The organism is Shinella sp., assembly GCF_035998705.1.
Taxonomy (GTDB): Bacteria; Pseudomonadota; Alphaproteobacteria; order Rhizobiales; family Rhizobiaceae; genus Shinella.
On sequence record NZ_DASYHH010000029.1, the window covers coordinates 1 to 14,697 of the forward strand.

At 65.7% G+C, this 14,697-nt stretch carries 11 protein-coding genes; 4 read left to right on the forward strand and 7 right to left on the reverse strand.

The window, feature by feature from the left end; genetic code table 11:
- Positions 1 to 167: 167 nt before the first annotated feature.
- Both panB and panC read right to left on the reverse strand, forming a co-directional pair.
- Positions 168 to 992 (reverse strand): 3-methyl-2-oxobutanoate hydroxymethyltransferase, encoded by an 825-nt coding sequence (gene panB, locus VGN93_RS27025; RefSeq protein ID WP_319317503.1) that lies wholly within the window; start codon positions 990 to 992, stop codon positions 168 to 170.
- A 1-nt stretch (position 993) separates the two neighbouring features.
- Entirely contained in the window at positions 994 to 1,869 is an 876-nt protein-coding gene (gene panC, locus VGN93_RS27030) for a pantoate--beta-alanine ligase (protein ID WP_327510072.1), read from the reverse strand.
- Positions 1,870 to 2,149: 280 nt separating this feature from the next.
- Here panC and VGN93_RS27035 point away from each other — a divergent pair, with 280 nt between their 5' ends.
- The 4 genes from VGN93_RS27035 (at position 2,150) to VGN93_RS27050 (ending at position 6,468) form a co-directional block, all read left to right on the forward strand.
- Complete coding sequence (locus VGN93_RS27035; RefSeq protein WP_327510073.1) at positions 2,150 to 4,093, forward strand: DEAD/DEAH box helicase; 1,944 nt, start codon at positions 2,150 to 2,152, stop codon at positions 4,091 to 4,093.
- Between the two features lie 70 nt (positions 4,094 to 4,163).
- Positions 4,164 to 5,012: a TIGR02587 family membrane protein gene (locus VGN93_RS27040; RefSeq protein WP_327510074.1), complete on the forward strand. Its 849-nt coding sequence runs from the start codon at positions 4,164 to 4,166 to the stop codon at positions 5,010 to 5,012.
- A 7-nt stretch (positions 5,013 to 5,019) separates the two neighbouring features.
- Positions 5,020 to 5,430: a TIGR02588 family protein gene (locus tag VGN93_RS27045; protein WP_319317491.1), complete on the forward strand. Its 411-nt coding sequence runs from the start codon at positions 5,020 to 5,022 to the stop codon at positions 5,428 to 5,430.
- A gap of 123 nt (positions 5,431 to 5,553) precedes the next feature.
- Positions 5,554 to 6,468, forward strand: coding sequence for a M23 family metallopeptidase (locus VGN93_RS27050; RefSeq protein ID WP_327510075.1), 915 nt, complete (start codon positions 5,554 to 5,556; stop codon positions 6,466 to 6,468).
- Here the strand turns inward: VGN93_RS27050 and ligA are convergent.
- The 5 genes from ligA to ftsZ form a co-directional block, all read right to left on the reverse strand.
- Complete coding sequence (gene ligA / locus VGN93_RS27055; RefSeq protein WP_327510076.1) at positions 6,455 to 8,614, reverse strand: NAD-dependent DNA ligase LigA; 2,160 nt, start codon at positions 8,612 to 8,614, stop codon at positions 6,455 to 6,457. The genes VGN93_RS27050 and ligA overlap by 14 nt on opposite strands.
- Before the next feature lie 278 nt (positions 8,615 to 8,892).
- Complete coding sequence (recN, locus tag VGN93_RS27065) at positions 8,893 to 10,563, reverse strand: DNA repair protein RecN (protein ID WP_327510077.1); 1,671 nt, start codon at positions 10,561 to 10,563, stop codon at positions 8,893 to 8,895.
- Between the two features lie 20 nt (positions 10,564 to 10,583).
- Positions 10,584 to 11,450 carry an outer membrane protein assembly factor BamD gene (locus VGN93_RS27070; RefSeq protein WP_319317484.1) on the reverse strand — a complete coding sequence of 289 codons (867 nt, stop codon included), beginning with the start codon at positions 11,448 to 11,450 and terminating at the stop codon, positions 10,584 to 10,586.
- Positions 11,451 to 11,609: 159 nt separating this feature from the next.
- Positions 11,610 to 12,566 (reverse strand): UDP-3-O-acyl-N-acetylglucosamine deacetylase, encoded by a 957-nt coding sequence (gene lpxC / locus VGN93_RS27075; RefSeq protein WP_327510078.1) that lies wholly within the window; start codon positions 12,564 to 12,566, stop codon positions 11,610 to 11,612.
- Between the two features lie 331 nt (positions 12,567 to 12,897).
- Positions 12,898 to 14,622 (reverse strand): cell division protein FtsZ, encoded by a 1,725-nt coding sequence (gene ftsZ / locus VGN93_RS27080; RefSeq protein ID WP_327510079.1) that lies wholly within the window; start codon positions 14,620 to 14,622, stop codon positions 12,898 to 12,900.
- Between the last annotated feature and the right edge of the window lie 75 nt (positions 14,623 to 14,697).

The window sequence follows — 14,697 nt, forward strand, 5'->3', positions numbered from 1 at the left end:
GCCATGCGCGACAAGGGCAAACCAGCCAAGCTCGTCATCATCGCCATCGCAAGACGCCTCCTCGTCGCCCTCAATGCAGCCGTGAGGGACAACAGAGCGTTCCTGTCTTGACATCTCACAACACAGTTGCTCGGGCTTGACCCGAGGATGACCAAGCGGCGCTGAGATCAGCTCTTCTTGAGCTGGAACGTGTGCTCGGGACCGGGGAAGCTGCGCGCCTTCACCTCTTCAGCATAGGTCGCGAAGGCCTCGCTCATCACCGGAGCGAGATTGGCGAAATGCTTGACGAAGCGTGGCTTGAAGTCGGTGAAGATGCCGAGCACGTCGTCGACCACCAGCACCTGCCCGTCGCAATCCGGCGAAGCGCCGATGCCGATGGTCGGGGCCTTGACCTTGCCGGTGATTTCACGCGCCAGCGGCTCGACCGTGCCCTCGATGACGATGGCAAACGCGCCGGCATCGTCGATGGCCTTGGCATCCCGGCGGATCTTCTCGACTTCCTTGTCGTTGCGGCCGAGCGAGCGGTAGCCGCCTGTCGTGTTGATGAGCTGCGGCATCAGGCCGACATGGCCCAGCACCGGAATGCCGCGCTGGGTGAGGAAATCCACGGTCTCCGCCATTTCCGCGCCGCCTTCGAGCTTGATCGCCGAACAGCCGGTTTCCTTCAGCACACGGGCGGCCGTCGCGAAGGCCTGCTCCTTCGACTGCTGGTAGGAGCCGAACGGCAGGTCGACGACGACGCAGGCGTTCGACGAGCCGCGCATGACGGCCTGGCCGTGCGCGATCATCATCTCGATCGTCACGCCGACGGTCGAATCCAGGCCGTAGAGCACCATGCCGAGGCTGTCGCCGACCAGCATGAAATCGACATGCGGATCCATGAGCTTGGCGACCGGCGTCGTATAGGCGGTGAGGCTGACGATGGGGCGTTCGCCCTTGAGGGCACGGATGTCGGCGGGCGCCAGACGGCGCTTTGCAGTGTGTACGCTCATGTCACGCTACCTTTGCAATTTTCACGTTTTTCGGGCCGATGACCCGGTTGTCGAGGAGTTTCGTGCTCCCGAAGCGCACGAAAAGCAACAAAAGAACCGGTTTTTCACCAATCCGGTCGATATCGGCCAGCGTTTCCGGGTCGCGCAGCGCGACCACTTCGGGCCTGGCCAGCGGCTCGGTGCGCAGGAAGGCGGTGACGCCCTCCTCCACCCGGGCGGCATTCGTTTCGCCGGCGGCGATCAGCCGCTCGGCCTCGTTGAGCGCCCGCGGCACGATGGCGGCGGCGGCGCGTTCTTCCGCCGAGAGATAGACGTTGCGCGAGGAACAGGCGAGCCCGTCCGCCTCGCGCACCGTCGGCACGCCGATCACCTCGACCGGCTGCGCGAGATCCTCGGCCATGCGGCGGATGATGGTGAGCTGCTGGAAATCCTTCTCGCCGAAATAGGCGCGGTCAGGCCCTGCAATGTTGAAGAGTTTCGTCACGACCGTCGCCACGCCGGCGAAATGGCCGGGGCGCACCGAGCCTTCCAGCTCGGCGCCGAGTGTCGGCACATCGACCACCGTCTCCATCGGCCGCGGATACATGTCCGCCACGCCGGGCGCGAAGAGGTAGTGCACGCCTTCGGCTTCCAGCATCGCCTGGTCGCGGGCGAGATCGCGCGGATAGCGCGCCAGATCCTCGTTGGCGCCGAATTGCAGCGGGTTGACGAAAATGGTGGCGACGACGATGTCGTTTTCGGCGCGCGCGCGGCGGGCAAGCTCCATATGGCCGACATGAAGATAGCCCATGGTGGGCACGAGGCCGATGGTGCGGCCGTCGAGCCGGTGCGGCGCAAGGGCCGCGCGCAAATCCGCGATGGTGGTGAACGTCTGCATCGGCGGTCCTCCTTGCTCTCGCCCTCTCCCGCAGGCGATGCCGCCCGCGCGGTCTCTTCCGGACCGTCTCAGGCAGGCGCCGTTTTCTATCTTGTGCAGCGCAAAAAGACAATCGGCAAACACCTTTCCCGGCGTTCGGCGGGCCCGCTGGGCAGCGTTGCGTTTTGCGCACTGTACATTTCGGCCAATCGCCGGTAGAGAGCGCACCACACGCCCGTCCCGGATGGGCTGAGAGTGCGACGCCGGTTCGTCGCGAAACCCGAATTCCGAAAGACCCTAGATGACAAGTTTTGAAGGCCTCGCTCCGGCGATGGCAAAGGCGTTGGAAAAACGCGGCTACACCACGCTGACGCCCGTCCAGATCGCCGTCTCCGACCCCAAGCTGAGCCAGGCCGACGCGCTGGTCTCCGCGCAGACCGGCTCCGGCAAGACCGTGGCCTTCGGCCTGGCGCTCGCGCCCACGCTGCTCGGCGGCGCGGAACGCTTCGAGCGCGCCGAAAGCCCGCTCGCCCTCGTCATCGCGCCGACCCGCGAACTCGCCATGCAGGTCAACCGCGAGCTGGACTGGCTCTACGAGATGACCGGCGCCGTCATGGCCTCCTGCGTCGGCGGCATGGACATGCGCACCGAACGCCGCGTCCTCGAGCGCGGCGCGCACATCATCGTCGGAACGCCCGGCCGCCTGCGCGACCATATCACGCGCGGCAACCTCGATCTCAGCGCCATCCGCGCGGTCGTGCTCGACGAAGCCGACGAGATGCTCGACCTCGGTTTCCGCGAAGACCTCGAATTCATCCTCGAAGCCGCCCCGGAAGACCGCCGCACGCTGATGTTCTCGGCCACCGTGCCGAAGGAAATCGCAGCCCTTGCGAAAAACTACCAGCGCAACGCGATGCGCATCTCGACGGCCGCCGAACGCGAGCAGCATGTCGACATCGACTATCGCGCCCTGCTCGTTGCGCCCTCCGACCGCGAGAACGCCATCATCAACGTGCTGCGCTTCTACGACGCCCAGAACGCCATCGTCTTCTGCTCGACGCGCGCCGCGGTGAACCACCTCACCGCCCGCTTCAACAATCGCGGTTTTTCCGTCGTGGCGCTCTCCGGCGAGCTCAGCCAGAACGAACGCACCCATGCGCTCCAGGCAATGCGCGACGGCCGCGCCCGCGTCTGCATCGCGACCGACGTCGCGGCCCGCGGCATCGACCTGCCGAACCTCGAACTCGTCATCCACGCCGACCTGCCGACCAACCCGGACACGCTGCTGCACCGCTCGGGCCGCACCGGCCGCGCCGGCCGCAAGGGCGTCAGCGCCCTCATCGTGCCGCTGAGCGCGCGCCGCAAGGCCGAGCGCCTGCTCCAGATCGCCAACCTCAAGGCGAACTGGGCAACCCCGCCGTCGGCCGAGGACATCCTGCGCCGCGACGACGAGCGCCTGCTCGCCGACCTGACGCTGACCGACAAGATCCGGGAAGACGAGGTCGAAACCATCGACGCCCTCGTCGGACGCTACGATGCGCGGCAGCTCGCCGCCGCCGTCGCCCGCTTCTTCAAGGCCGGCCGTTCGGCGCCGGAAGATCTGATCGAAGTCTCGCTCGAACAGCGCAAGCCGCGCGAACGCGGCAACGATTTCATTCCGGCTGAAACCAAGCGCCCGCGCGACGGTTTCGGCTCCAGCGTCTGGATTTCCGTCTCGGTCGGTCGCAAGCAGCGCGCCGAGCCGCGCTGGCTGATCCCGATGCTCTGCCGCAACGGCAACATCACCAAGAACGAGATCGGCGCGATCAAGATGCAGCCGGAGGAGACCTTCGTGGAACTCTCCGCCGCCGCCGCCGACGGCTTCCTCGGCCATCTCGGCCCGGCGAGCACGCTGGAGCGCGGCATCCGCGTGACCAGGCTCGACGGCCAGCCGGACCTTACCCCGCAGCCGTATGAGCGCATGCCCGGCGAGAAGAACCCGCGCTACGACAAGCCGGAGCGCCGCGCCGACTGGAAGCCGAAGGGCGAATTCGACAAGAAGCCGCGGTTCGAGAAGAAGCGCGACGGCGACAAGCCGGAGGGTGCCGCCGCCAGGCCGCACTGGAAGGACCGCGACGGCGACAGCAAGAAGCCGGCAAAACCCTTCGCAGGCGCAAAGCCCTTCAAGGGCAAGCGCGACGAGAAATTCGCCAAGCCGGACGGCGCGCCCCGCAAGCCCAAGGCCAAGAAGCCGGATTACTCCTGACGACCTTCGGCGGCGCGGAACTATCGTGACCGCGCCGCGTTACCCTCGCGCTTTTGCGAGGGGATTTTGAATGGCAGGCGAAGCGGCATCCGCCCGGGACGAGAGAAGTGAATTCAACCGCTTCGTGACCGGCCTCGGCCGGGGCATCGCCGGCGCGCTGTTCCTGGCGCTGCCCATGCTGATGACCATGGAAATGTGGTATCTCGGCTTCTACATGGCGCGTGAACGCCTGCTGCTCCTGCTTCTCCTCAACATTCCCCTTCTCGTTCTGCTCGCCCATCGCATCGGCTTCGAGGAGACCTTCACCTGGCGCGAGGCGGTGCGCGACGCGATCATCGCCTATGGCATCGGCATCCTCGCGAGCCTCGTCGTGCTGTCGGCGCTTGGCCTGCTGAAAGGCGGCATGCCGGCAAGCGAACTCGTCGGCAAGGTGGCGCTGCAATCGGTGCCCGCCAGCATCGGCGCCATGCTCGGCCGCAGCCAGCTCGGCCATGACGACGAAAAGGACCACGACGACGCGAAGGAAACGCGCTACCCCGCCGAACTCCTGATGATGGGAGCAGGCGCGCTCTTCCTGTCGCTCAACATCGCGCCCACCGACGAGATGATGGTGCTCGCCTACAAGATGACGATCTGGCACGCCATGGTCGTCACCGTCATCTCCATCGCGCTCATGCACGGCTTCGTCTATGCGGTCTCCTTCATCGGCGGGCACGAACTGTCGCCGGAGACGCCCTGGTGGCATGCCTTTGTGCGCTTCACCTTGCCGGGTTACGTCATCGCGCTGTCGATCAGCGTCTTCACGCTGTGGGTCTTCGAGCGCCTCGGCGACAGCTCCGCCGTCGAGATCATGCTCTCCGTCATCGTTCTCGGTTTTCCCGCTTCGCTCGGCGCCGCCGCCGCGCGGCTCATCCTGTGAGGCCGTCATGACGAAAACCGAAAAGGGCCGCCACCGGGAACGCCACGAACCGCACTGGATCGAATGGCTGACCGGCCTCGTCTCCGCCGTGCTGGTCGCCGGCCTGCTCGGCTGGCTCGGCTGGGAGGCCTTTACGCGGGAGGGGACCCCGCCCGACCTCTCCATCACCGTGCTCACGACGGAGAAGGCGGCAGCAAGCCACCGCGTCACCTTCGACATCTACAACACCGCGACCACCACGGCCGCGGCCGTCACCGTCATCGGCCGGCTGATGGAGGGCGAGAAGGTGATCGAGGAAAACCACGTCGTCTTCGACTATGTCGCGGCGGAATCGAAAGCGACGGGCGCCATCCTGTTCCAGAGCGATCCGGCCGGCCGCACGCTCGATATCCGGCCCGCGGGATATACCGATCCGTAGAACAACGACAAGCTGTGGACGACGGTCGGCAGGCGGAACCAATTCCGCCCCGGTGGATTGAACCCCAGGCAACCGTGTCCGCCGACCAGAAAAGGGCATGGCAGATCCCGCAAGGCTCGAAACATGGTACTGCCCCTTCTCATCCTGCTGATAACGCAGGTCCTTCTGCCAGCCTTCTTCCTTCTGTGGTTATGGTTGCCACGCCCGCCCGACAGGCTCGGCTGGCTCATGCGCGTGTTCTACGGCGCATCCTTTTTCGCCTTCATCGCCGTCATCGGCCGCTGGGATTTCCTGAGCACGACGCTGGCGATCCTGTTGCCGCTCGCCTTCGTCGCCTGCGCCGCCCTCTCCTACCAACGCGTGCGCGACCGCGCCTGGAACCGCTCGTTCTCGACGCTGCGCGCGCATGGTTTTACCGCGGCAATGGCCGTCTTCTTCCTGGCGCTCACCGCCCGCGCGCTGTCGGGCTACGGCTATCAGGACAGCGCGGTGGAACTCGCCTTCCCCTTCGCAGCCGGCCACTACTATATCGGCCAGGGCGGCAGCGCGACGGCGATCAACAACCACCATGCCGACCAGAGCCAGCGCTTCGCGCTCGATATCGTCGCGCTCAACGGCTTTGGCGCCCGCGCCGACGGGTTGATGCCGAAGGGGCTTTCCGACTACGAGATCTTCGACCACGAGGTGAAAAGCCCCTGCACCGGCGTCGCCATCTCGATCCGGGATGGCATCGACGACAACCGCATCTTCGAAACCAACACCGACCAGCCGGCCGGCAACCACGTCATCCTCGCCTGCGGCACGGCGCGCATCCTGCTGGCGCATTTGCGCAAGGGCTCGATTGCGGTCGCGGCCGGCTCCATCGTCAGCGAAGGCGACACGCTCGGCCGGGTCGGCAATTCCGGCAATTCAACCGAGCCGCACCTGCACATGCACGCCTATCTCGGCGGCACGCTCGACTACAATGCCGGCCAGGGCGTGCCGATGACCTTCGACGGCCGCTTCCTCGTGCGCGGCTCGACCGTCACTGTGCCTTAATTCGCTCGAACCAGCCGTCCTCGTCGATCACCTCGACGTTGAATTCCTTCGCCTTGTCGAGCTTGGAGCCGGCGCCCGGACCCGCCACCACGAGATCGGTCTTCTTGGAGACCGAACCCGCCACCTTGGCGCCCAGCCGCTCGGCCATCGCCTTTGCCTCGTCGCGCGTCATCTTTTCGAGCGAGCCGGTGAACACCACCGTCTTGCCGGCGACCGGGCTCGACGTCACCACCAACGCTTCAACGGCCTCCGGCGTCACCTCCTGCAGCAGCCGGCCGATCACATCGAGATTGCGCGGCTCCTTGTAGAACTCCACCATCGCGCGGGCGACGACCTCGCCGATGCCGTCGATGCTGTTGAGCTCGCCCCACGCCTCGCCCGAGAGCGAGACGGACGCCGTCATCGCCTCCGCGAAGGCCGCATAGGTGCCGTAGGCGCGCGCCAGAAGCTTGGCATTCGTCTCGCCGACATGGCGGATGCCGAGCGCGTAGATGAAGCGGTTGAGGGAAATCGACCGCCGCGCATCGATGGCGTCATAGAGTTTGCGTACGCTCACCTTGCCGAAGCCGTCGATGTTTTCGAGCTTGGTCAGCGAATCCGCCTGCCGCTTTTCCAGCGTAAAAATATCCGGCGCGGTGCGGATCGTCAGCGACGGGTCTTCCGCCTCGAAGAAGAAGTCGATCTGCTTCGAGCCCAGCCCCTCGATATCGAAGGCGTTGCGCGAGACGAAATGTTTGAGATGCTCCACCGCCTGCGCGCGGCAGACGAAGCCGCCGGTGCAGCGCGTGACCGAATCGAGCCGGCCGGTCTTCTCGTTGCGCTCGCGCACCGCATGACTGCCGCAGACCGGGCAGGTTTTCGGGAATTCATAGGCAACCGCATCCGCCGGCCGCTTTTCCATCACCACGTCCAGCACCTGCGGGATCACGTCGCCCGCACGCTGAACGATGACGGTATCGCCGATGCGGATGTCATGCTCCTCGGCGCGGATACGCTCGCCGCTATTGCCGATGCCCTCGATATAATCGGCATTGTGCAGCGTCGCATTGGTGACGACCACGCCGCCGACCGTGACGGGCGTCAGGCGCGCGACAGGCGTCAGCGCGCCGGTGCGGCCGACCTGGATGTCGATCTTTTCAACCGTCGTGAAGGCCTGCTCGGCCGGGAATTTATGCGCGGTCGCCCAGCGCGGCGAGCGGGAGCGGAAACCGAGGCGCTCCTGCAGCGCCAGTTCGTCCACCTTGTAGACGACGCCGTCGATGTCGTAGTCGAGGTCGGGGCGGGCGAGCCCGATCTCGCGATAATGCGCGATGATGTCGTCGACGCGCGACAGCCGCTTCGTCATCGGGTTGACGGGGAAACCCCAGGATTTCAGCACCTCGATCATGCCGTACTGGCTGGCCGCCGGCATCGCGGACATCTCGCCCCAGGCATAGGCGAAGAAGCGCAGCTTCCGGCTCGCCGTCACCGTGGCGTCGAGCTGGCGCAGCGAGCCCGCGGCCGTGTTGCGCGGGTTGACGTAGGTCTGCTTGCCGTCCGCCGCCATCTTCTCGTTGAGCGCCAGGAAGTCGCTCTTGGCCATGTAGACTTCGCCGCGCACCTCGACGACATCAGGCGCGCCGGCCGGCAGGCGGTTGGGGATTTCGCCGATGGTCAGCACGTTCGCCGTGACGTTTTCGCCCGTCGTGCCGTCGCCGCGCGTCGCGGCGCTGACCAGCCTGCCGTTCTCGTAGCGGATCGACATGGAGAGCCCGTCGATCTTCGGCTCGGCGGTAAAGGCGATCGATTCGTCGGGCAGGCGGCCGAGGAAGCGGTAGACCGAATTGACGAAATCGCGCACGTCCTCGTCGGAGAACGTGTTGTCGAGCGACAGCATCGGGCGGGAATGGGTGATCGGCGCGAAGGTCGGCAGCGGCGCGGAGCCCACCCGGCGAGACGGGCTGTCATCGCGCACCAGTGCCGGAAACCGCGTCTCGATCTCCTCGTTGCGCCGCTTCAGCGCATCGTAGTCGGCATCCGAAATCTCGGGCGCATCCTGCCCGTGATAGAGCTCGTCATTGCGCGCGATCTCCGCCGCCAGAAAGGCCAGCTCGGCCGCAGCCTCTTCTTCGGTGAGATTCTCGACGGGGGTTTTCGCGTTCGCCATGGCATGCTCCGGATTCTGCCACCGGTTTTAGAGGAAATGGGGTGAAAGAAAAGATGGGAACGCCGTGAGATACGGCTCTACTGTCCGCTCTTGGCCTACCCCCCTCTGCCCTGCCGGGCATCTCCCCCTCAAGGGGGGAGATCGGCAAGACGAGCGCACATTGCTCAACCGGTGACGTTTGCGATGGGTGAAATCATGCCCCATCCAATCTCCCCCCTTGAGGGGGAGATGCCCGGCAGGGCAGAGGGGGGGGTGAGCCTTGGAGCCTGCGTTAACCGCTACACCCCACCCGACAACAACCGCGCCGCCGCCGCCCTCGCCTCGTCGGTCACCGAGGCGCCGGCGAGCATGCGGGCGATTTCTTCCGTGCGGGCGCTGGCATCCATGCGGGCGACGCGGGTGGCGACGGTCTCGCTGCCTTCGACGGGGCCTTTGGAGATGAGGAGATGGGTCGCAGCGCGGGCGGCGACCTGGGGGGCGTGGGTGACGGAGAGGACCTGCACCGTCGCAGAGAGGCGCTTCAGGCGCTGGCCGATCGCATCGGCGACGGCGCCGCCGACACCGGTGTCGATTTCGTCGAAAACGAGCGTCGGAGCCGAGCCGCGGTCGGCAAGTGCCACCTTCAGTGCCAGCAGGAAACGCGACAGTTCACCGCCGGACGCAACCTTCATGATCGGGCCGGGGCGCGTGCCGGGGTTGGTCTGGACATGGAACTCGACCGTGTCGATCCCCTCCTCCGCGCCGCCGTCCGGATCGGTGGTAATCTGGACGGTGAAGCGCGCGCGCTCCAGCTTCAGCGCCGGCAGTTCCGCCATGACGGCGGCGGCGAGCGCCTCGGCCGTGTGGTGGCGTTTTTCAGAAAGCGAACGCGCGGCGAGCTCGAAGGCGGCGCGCATCTCGGTCAGCCGCGCCTGGAGCTGCACCAGCTTCTCCTCGCCGGCATCGAGATCGGCCAGATCGGCGATCATCTTCGCCGCAAGCGCCGGCAGGCCGGTGACGGGCACGGAATATTTGCGGGCGGCGGCGCGCAGCGCGAAGAGGCGTTCTTCCGTGCGCTCCAGTTCCTTCGGGTCGTATTCCGTCTTGCGCAGCGCCGTCTCGACCGCCATCTGCGCGTCGGAAAGCTGGCCCAGCGCCTGGTCGAGCAGCTCGACCGTTTCTTCCAGCAGGCCCGGCGCCTCGTGGCTCTTGCGCTCCAGCCGGCGCACCAGCGCGGCGATCAGCGGCACGGGCGAGGCATGGCCGTTCAGGAACTCGCTCGCCTCGTTGATATCGCCGGCAATACGCTCGGCCTTCATCATGCGGGCGCGCACGTCCGCCAGCGCATCCTCCTCGCCGTCCTGCGGCGAGAGCGCTTCGAGTTCATCTACGGAGGAACGCAGGTAATCCGCCTCGCGGGCGGCGGCCTCCACCTTGTCGCGGTGGCGGCGCAACGTGCGCTCGGCCTCCTTCCAGAGGTGATAGAGCGTGCCGACCTCGGCCGCCGCCTCCCCGAGGCCACCGAAGGCGTCGAGCAGCAGGCGGTGCGCGTCCGTATCGACGAGCGCGCGGTCGTCGTGCTGGCCGTGGATTTCGACGAGAAGCTGGCCGGCCTGGCGCATCAGCTGCACGGAAACCGGCTGGTCGTTGACATAGGCCTTGGTGCGGCCGTCGGCGGATTGCTGGCGACGGAAGATCAGGTCGCCATCGTCGTCGATGCCGTTGTCGCGCAGGAGTGCGCGGGCGGCGTGGGCGTTCGGTACGTCGAACACGGCCGTCACCTGGCCGCGCTCCGTGCCGTGGCGCACCAGCGAGCCGTCGCCGCGCCCGCCGAGCGCCAGCGAAAGGCTGTCGAGAAGGATGGATTTACCGGCGCCCGTCTCGCCCGTCAGCACGGAAAGACCCGGCTCGAACGCAAGGTCGAGCCGTTCGATCAGGACGATATCGCGGATCGATAGCTGGGCCAGCATGCCGGATCATATCTCTTGCGTCAGACGCCGATCAGCTTCTTGCCGGCACGCGAAATCCACGATCCGGAATTTTCGCGCGGCTCCAGCCCCTTGGACTGAAGCAGCTTGTAGCTGTCGGCATACCACTGGCTGTCGGGATAGTTATGGCCGAGCACGGCGGCGGCGGTCTGCGCCTCGGTCTCGACGCCCATTGCGTAATAGGTCTCGACGAGACGGGCGAGCGCTTCCTCGATCTGGTTGGTCATCGGGTATTTTTCGACGACCACGCGGAAGCGGCTGGCGGCAGCGATGAATTCCCTGCGTTCGAGATAGTAGCGGCCGACCTGCATTTCCTTGCCGGCGAGCTGGTCGCGGGCAAAACGGATCTTGGTCTGCGCGTCCTCGACATATTCCGAATCGGGGTAGTTCTCGACGACGGCCTGCATGGCTTCCAGCGTCTGCGCGGAGGCGCGCTGGTCCTGCGTCACGCTCGGGATCTGCTTCCAGTAGGCAAGGCCGACGATATATTGCGCATAGGCCGCATCGGACGAACCCGGATAGAGATTGAGGTAACGCTTGCCGGCGGCGATCGCCTCTTCATTGCGGCCCTGGCGATAATTCGTGAAGGCCGACATGACGAGCGCCTTGCGCGCCTGTTCGGAGAACGGATGCTGGCGGTCGACGGCCTCGAACTTGCGGCCCGCCTCCGTCACCTTGCCGGCATTGAGGTTGGCAAGACCCTGATTGTAGAGCGTATCGGAAGATTCGGTCTCAGCCGAAAGCTTCGTGATGTCGATGTCCGGATCCGACTGGCATGCGGAAAGAGCGACGGAGGATCCCGCCGCGAAAAGCGTAAGATAGACAATGCGCGCCGTCTTCTTCACACCAACAGCCCCTGCAACAACCATGTGATAATCCCAGTTCAACAGTGCCCCATGCGGACAGGCCGCACACGCGCCCCGCGTTTTATCTCCAAATATGCGAAGACCGCAACGCCATGCCGGCGCATTAACGCATTTTTATGGCGGAGGTGTCGGGAAAGCGGCAACCGGGTCTAACCGCTGGCCTCAAAGAGACCAGGGAGCGAATTCCGGGGCGTTGACGGCGATCAGTTCGCGCTGCCCGGCGCGCGAGCGCGGTGCGGTCGCCTCGACCACTTCATAGGCGGTGCGGTCGCTGAGCAGCGCCTTCAGCGCATAGGCGTTCATCTTGTGGCCGCCGCGATAGGAGCGGTAGCAGCCGATGAACTGCGCGCCGGCAAGCGCTAGGTCGCCCACGGCGTCGAGCGTCTTGTGGCGCGCGAACTCGTCCTTCGCGTAGCGCAGGCCTTCCACGTTGATCACGGTGTTGTCATCGGAAATGACGACGGAATTTTCCAGCGACGAGCCGAGCGCATGGCCGGAAGCCCAGAGCCGCTCCACATCGCGCATGAAGCCGAAGGTGCGCGCGCGCGACAGTTCCGTGCGGAACGTCGCCGGCGTCAGGTCGCCCTTCCAGGACTGCCGGCCGATCAGCGGGCAGTCGAAATCGATCTCGACTTCGAATCGCGTGCCGTCATAGGGCGAGAACTCGGCCCAGGAGGCGCCAGCCTCGACGCGGACCGGCTTGATGATTCGGATATAGCGGCGCTTGACCGTCAACGGAATGAGGCCGACCTGGTCGATCGCGTCGATGAAGGGCGCGGAGCTGCCGTCCATGATCGGCATTTCGGCGCCATGTACTTCGATCAGCACATTGTCGAGGCCGAGCGCGTAAAGTGCGGCCATGACATGCTCGACCGTGGCGATCGACGTCGAGGGGGAGAAGCCGAGAACGGTGCAGAGATCCGTGTTGCCGACCTGCGAGGAGACCGCGCGATATTCGCTGACCGTGCCGTCGTCGTGCTGGCGCTGGAAGACGATGCCGAAATCGGCTTCGGCCGGGTTGAAGGTGATCGAAACGGTTGCGCCGGAATGGACGCCCGTCCCGGCAATCGTCACCGGGTGGGAAATCGTCGTCTGGAAACCGAGCATACCGATCGTCATGTGCATTCGCCTCGTCTTACTATCGGCTGATTCTTCGCCGACATCTTATTTCACGGCCCAAGAAAACCCTTGGCCGGGCGCGCCGCGCCCACCGACAAAGTCTGCCCGAACGTCTGGAGTGATTTGGTACGTCCCGGCCTGCGCCGACGATCCGATTCCTGACTGGCCCCTGTGCCTACGCTGAATGTAGTAGGTCCCTCAGTGTCATACAAATCACTGTTTCTTTCGCTTTGTTACGCTTCTTTCGGCCACCAACCAATTGAAAACAAATAACAATAAAAAATGCCCGGACCGAAATCCGGGCATTCTGTGACAAGACCCTGCGGGCGCCTCAGTTCGACTGGCGACGCAGGAACGCCGGGATCTCCAGCTGGTCGTCCTCGCCGAGCGCACGCGGCTGCGGATTGGCGCGACCGTGGTCGTCGAGCTGGCCGCGACGCGGTGCGTAGAGGCTGGCTTCCGGCGAGAGCGGGCGGCGCTGCTGCTGGGCGGGCGCTGCGGGCTCCTGGGCGGCCTGCGTTTCCTCATGACGGCCGAGCGACGAGGTCAGGCGCTTCAAGAGGCCCATCGGGCCACGCTCTTCGTGGTGCGAGGCGACCGGCTGCTGGGCCGAACGGTGGTCCATCTCCGCCTGCACGACCGGCGGAAAATCCTCGATCTTCGGCATGCGCATGGTCTGCGGCTCCTGGCGGATGATCGGAGCGGCAGGCTCGGCGCGCTGCTGCATGACCGGAGCGTGTTGGACCGGCTGCTGCTGGACCGGACGCTGCACCGGCGTCTCGGCCGGAGCGGAGAACAGGCGGTTCTGCAGGCGCGGCTCTTCCTGCATGGAAGCGACCGGCTGCTGCATCTGCGCCGGGCGGCTTGCCGGAATGGCAAGCTCGCGCTCGAGGCTCTCTTCCGAGGCGCGAATGGCTTCGGCGATCGGATCGACCATCGGCTGCTGAACGACCGGCTGCTGCATGATCGGCTGCTGGGCGACCGGCTGGGGAGCCGGTGCGACGGCCTGGACCGGAACGGCGGCGGAGGGACGAACTACCGGCTTGCTGTGGCTGCGAAAGTCAGCATTACGCGCAGCCACCTCCGAGGCCGCGCGGTCGATGCCGGTTGCAACAACGGAGACGCGGATCAGACCGTCGAGTTCTTCGTCGAAGGTTGCGCCGAGAATGATGTTTGCGTCCGGATCGACTTCCTCGCGGATACGGGTTGCGGCTTCATCGACTTCGAAGAGGGTGAGGTCACGGCCGCCGGTGATCGAGATCAGCAGGCCCTGCGCGCCCTTCATCGAGGTTTCGTCGAGCAGCGGGTTGGCAATCGCGGCTTCGGCGGCGGCCATTGCGCGGCCCTCGCCCGAAGCCTCGCCGGTGCCCATCATGGCGCGGCCCATCTCGCGCATCACCGAACGGACGTCGGCGAAGTCGAGGTTGATCAGGCCTTCCTTGACCATCAGGTCGGTGATGCAGGCGACGCCCGAATAGAGCACCTGGTCGGCCATCGCGAAGGCGTCGGCGAAGGTGGTCTTGTCGTTGGCGATGCGGAACAGGTTCTGGTTCGGGATGACGATCAGGGTGTCGACCGACTTCTGCAGTTCCTGGATGCCTTCTTCGGCAAGCCGCATGCGGCGGCCGCCTTCGAAGTGGAACGGCTTGGTGACGACGCCGACGGTCAGGATGCCCTTGTTGCGGGCGGCCTGGGCGACGACCGGAGCCGCACCCGTGCCCGTGCCGCCGCCCATGCCGGCGGTGACGAAGCACATGTGGGTGCCGTTCAGGTGATCGATGATCTCATCGATGCACTCTTCCGCAGCGGCGCGGCCGACTTCCGGCTGCGAGCCGGCGCCGAGACCTTCCGTGACGGCGACACCCATCTGGATGATCCGCGTCGCCTTGGTCATGGTGAGCGCCTGGGCGTCGGTATTGGCAACGACGAAATCGACGCCTTCCAGGCCCGCGGTGATCATGTTGTTGACAGCGTTGCCGCCGCCGCCGCCGACGCCGAAGACGGTGATGCGGGGCTTCAGCTCGGTGATGTCCGGCTTCTGGAGCTTGATAGTCATTGCAGTGTTCCTTTCGTTTCCGGCCGCTTCGCCCAGCCGGTCTATTCCCAAAACTCAGTTGTCGGTCTCTCCCGG

Excerpts from the sequence above, each read along its gene's own strand:
- VGN93_RS27045 (WP_319317491.1), top strand. The coding sequence starts at position 5,020 with ATGACGAAAACCGAAAAGGGCCGCCACCGGGAACGCCACGAACCGCAC.
- VGN93_RS27070 (WP_319317484.1), bottom strand. The coding sequence starts at position 11,450 with ATGGTTGTTGCAGGGGCTGTTGGTGTGAAGAAGACGGCGCGCATTGTC.
- ftsZ (WP_327510079.1), bottom strand. The coding sequence starts at position 14,622 with ATGACTATCAAGCTCCAGAAGCCGGACATCACCGAGCTGAAGCCCCGC.
- VGN93_RS27035 (WP_327510073.1), top strand. The coding sequence starts at position 2,150 with ATGACAAGTTTTGAAGGCCTCGCTCCGGCGATGGCAAAGGCGTTGGAA.
- panB (WP_319317503.1), bottom strand. The coding sequence starts at position 992 with ATGAGCGTACACACTGCAAAGCGCCGTCTGGCGCCCGCCGACATCCGT.
- recN (WP_327510077.1), bottom strand. The coding sequence starts at position 10,563 with ATGCTGGCCCAGCTATCGATCCGCGATATCGTCCTGATCGAACGGCTC.
- VGN93_RS27040 (WP_327510074.1), top strand. The coding sequence starts at position 4,164 with ATGGCAGGCGAAGCGGCATCCGCCCGGGACGAGAGAAGTGAATTCAAC.
- ligA (WP_327510076.1), bottom strand. The coding sequence starts at position 8,614 with ATGGCGAACGCGAAAACCCCCGTCGAGAATCTCACCGAAGAAGAGGCT.
- VGN93_RS27050 (WP_327510075.1), top strand. The coding sequence starts at position 5,554 with ATGGTACTGCCCCTTCTCATCCTGCTGATAACGCAGGTCCTTCTGCCA.
- lpxC (WP_327510078.1), bottom strand. The coding sequence starts at position 12,566 with ATGACGATCGGTATGCTCGGTTTCCAGACGACGATTTCCCACCCGGTG.
- panC (WP_327510072.1), bottom strand. The coding sequence starts at position 1,869 with ATGCAGACGTTCACCACCATCGCGGATTTGCGCGCGGCCCTTGCGCCG.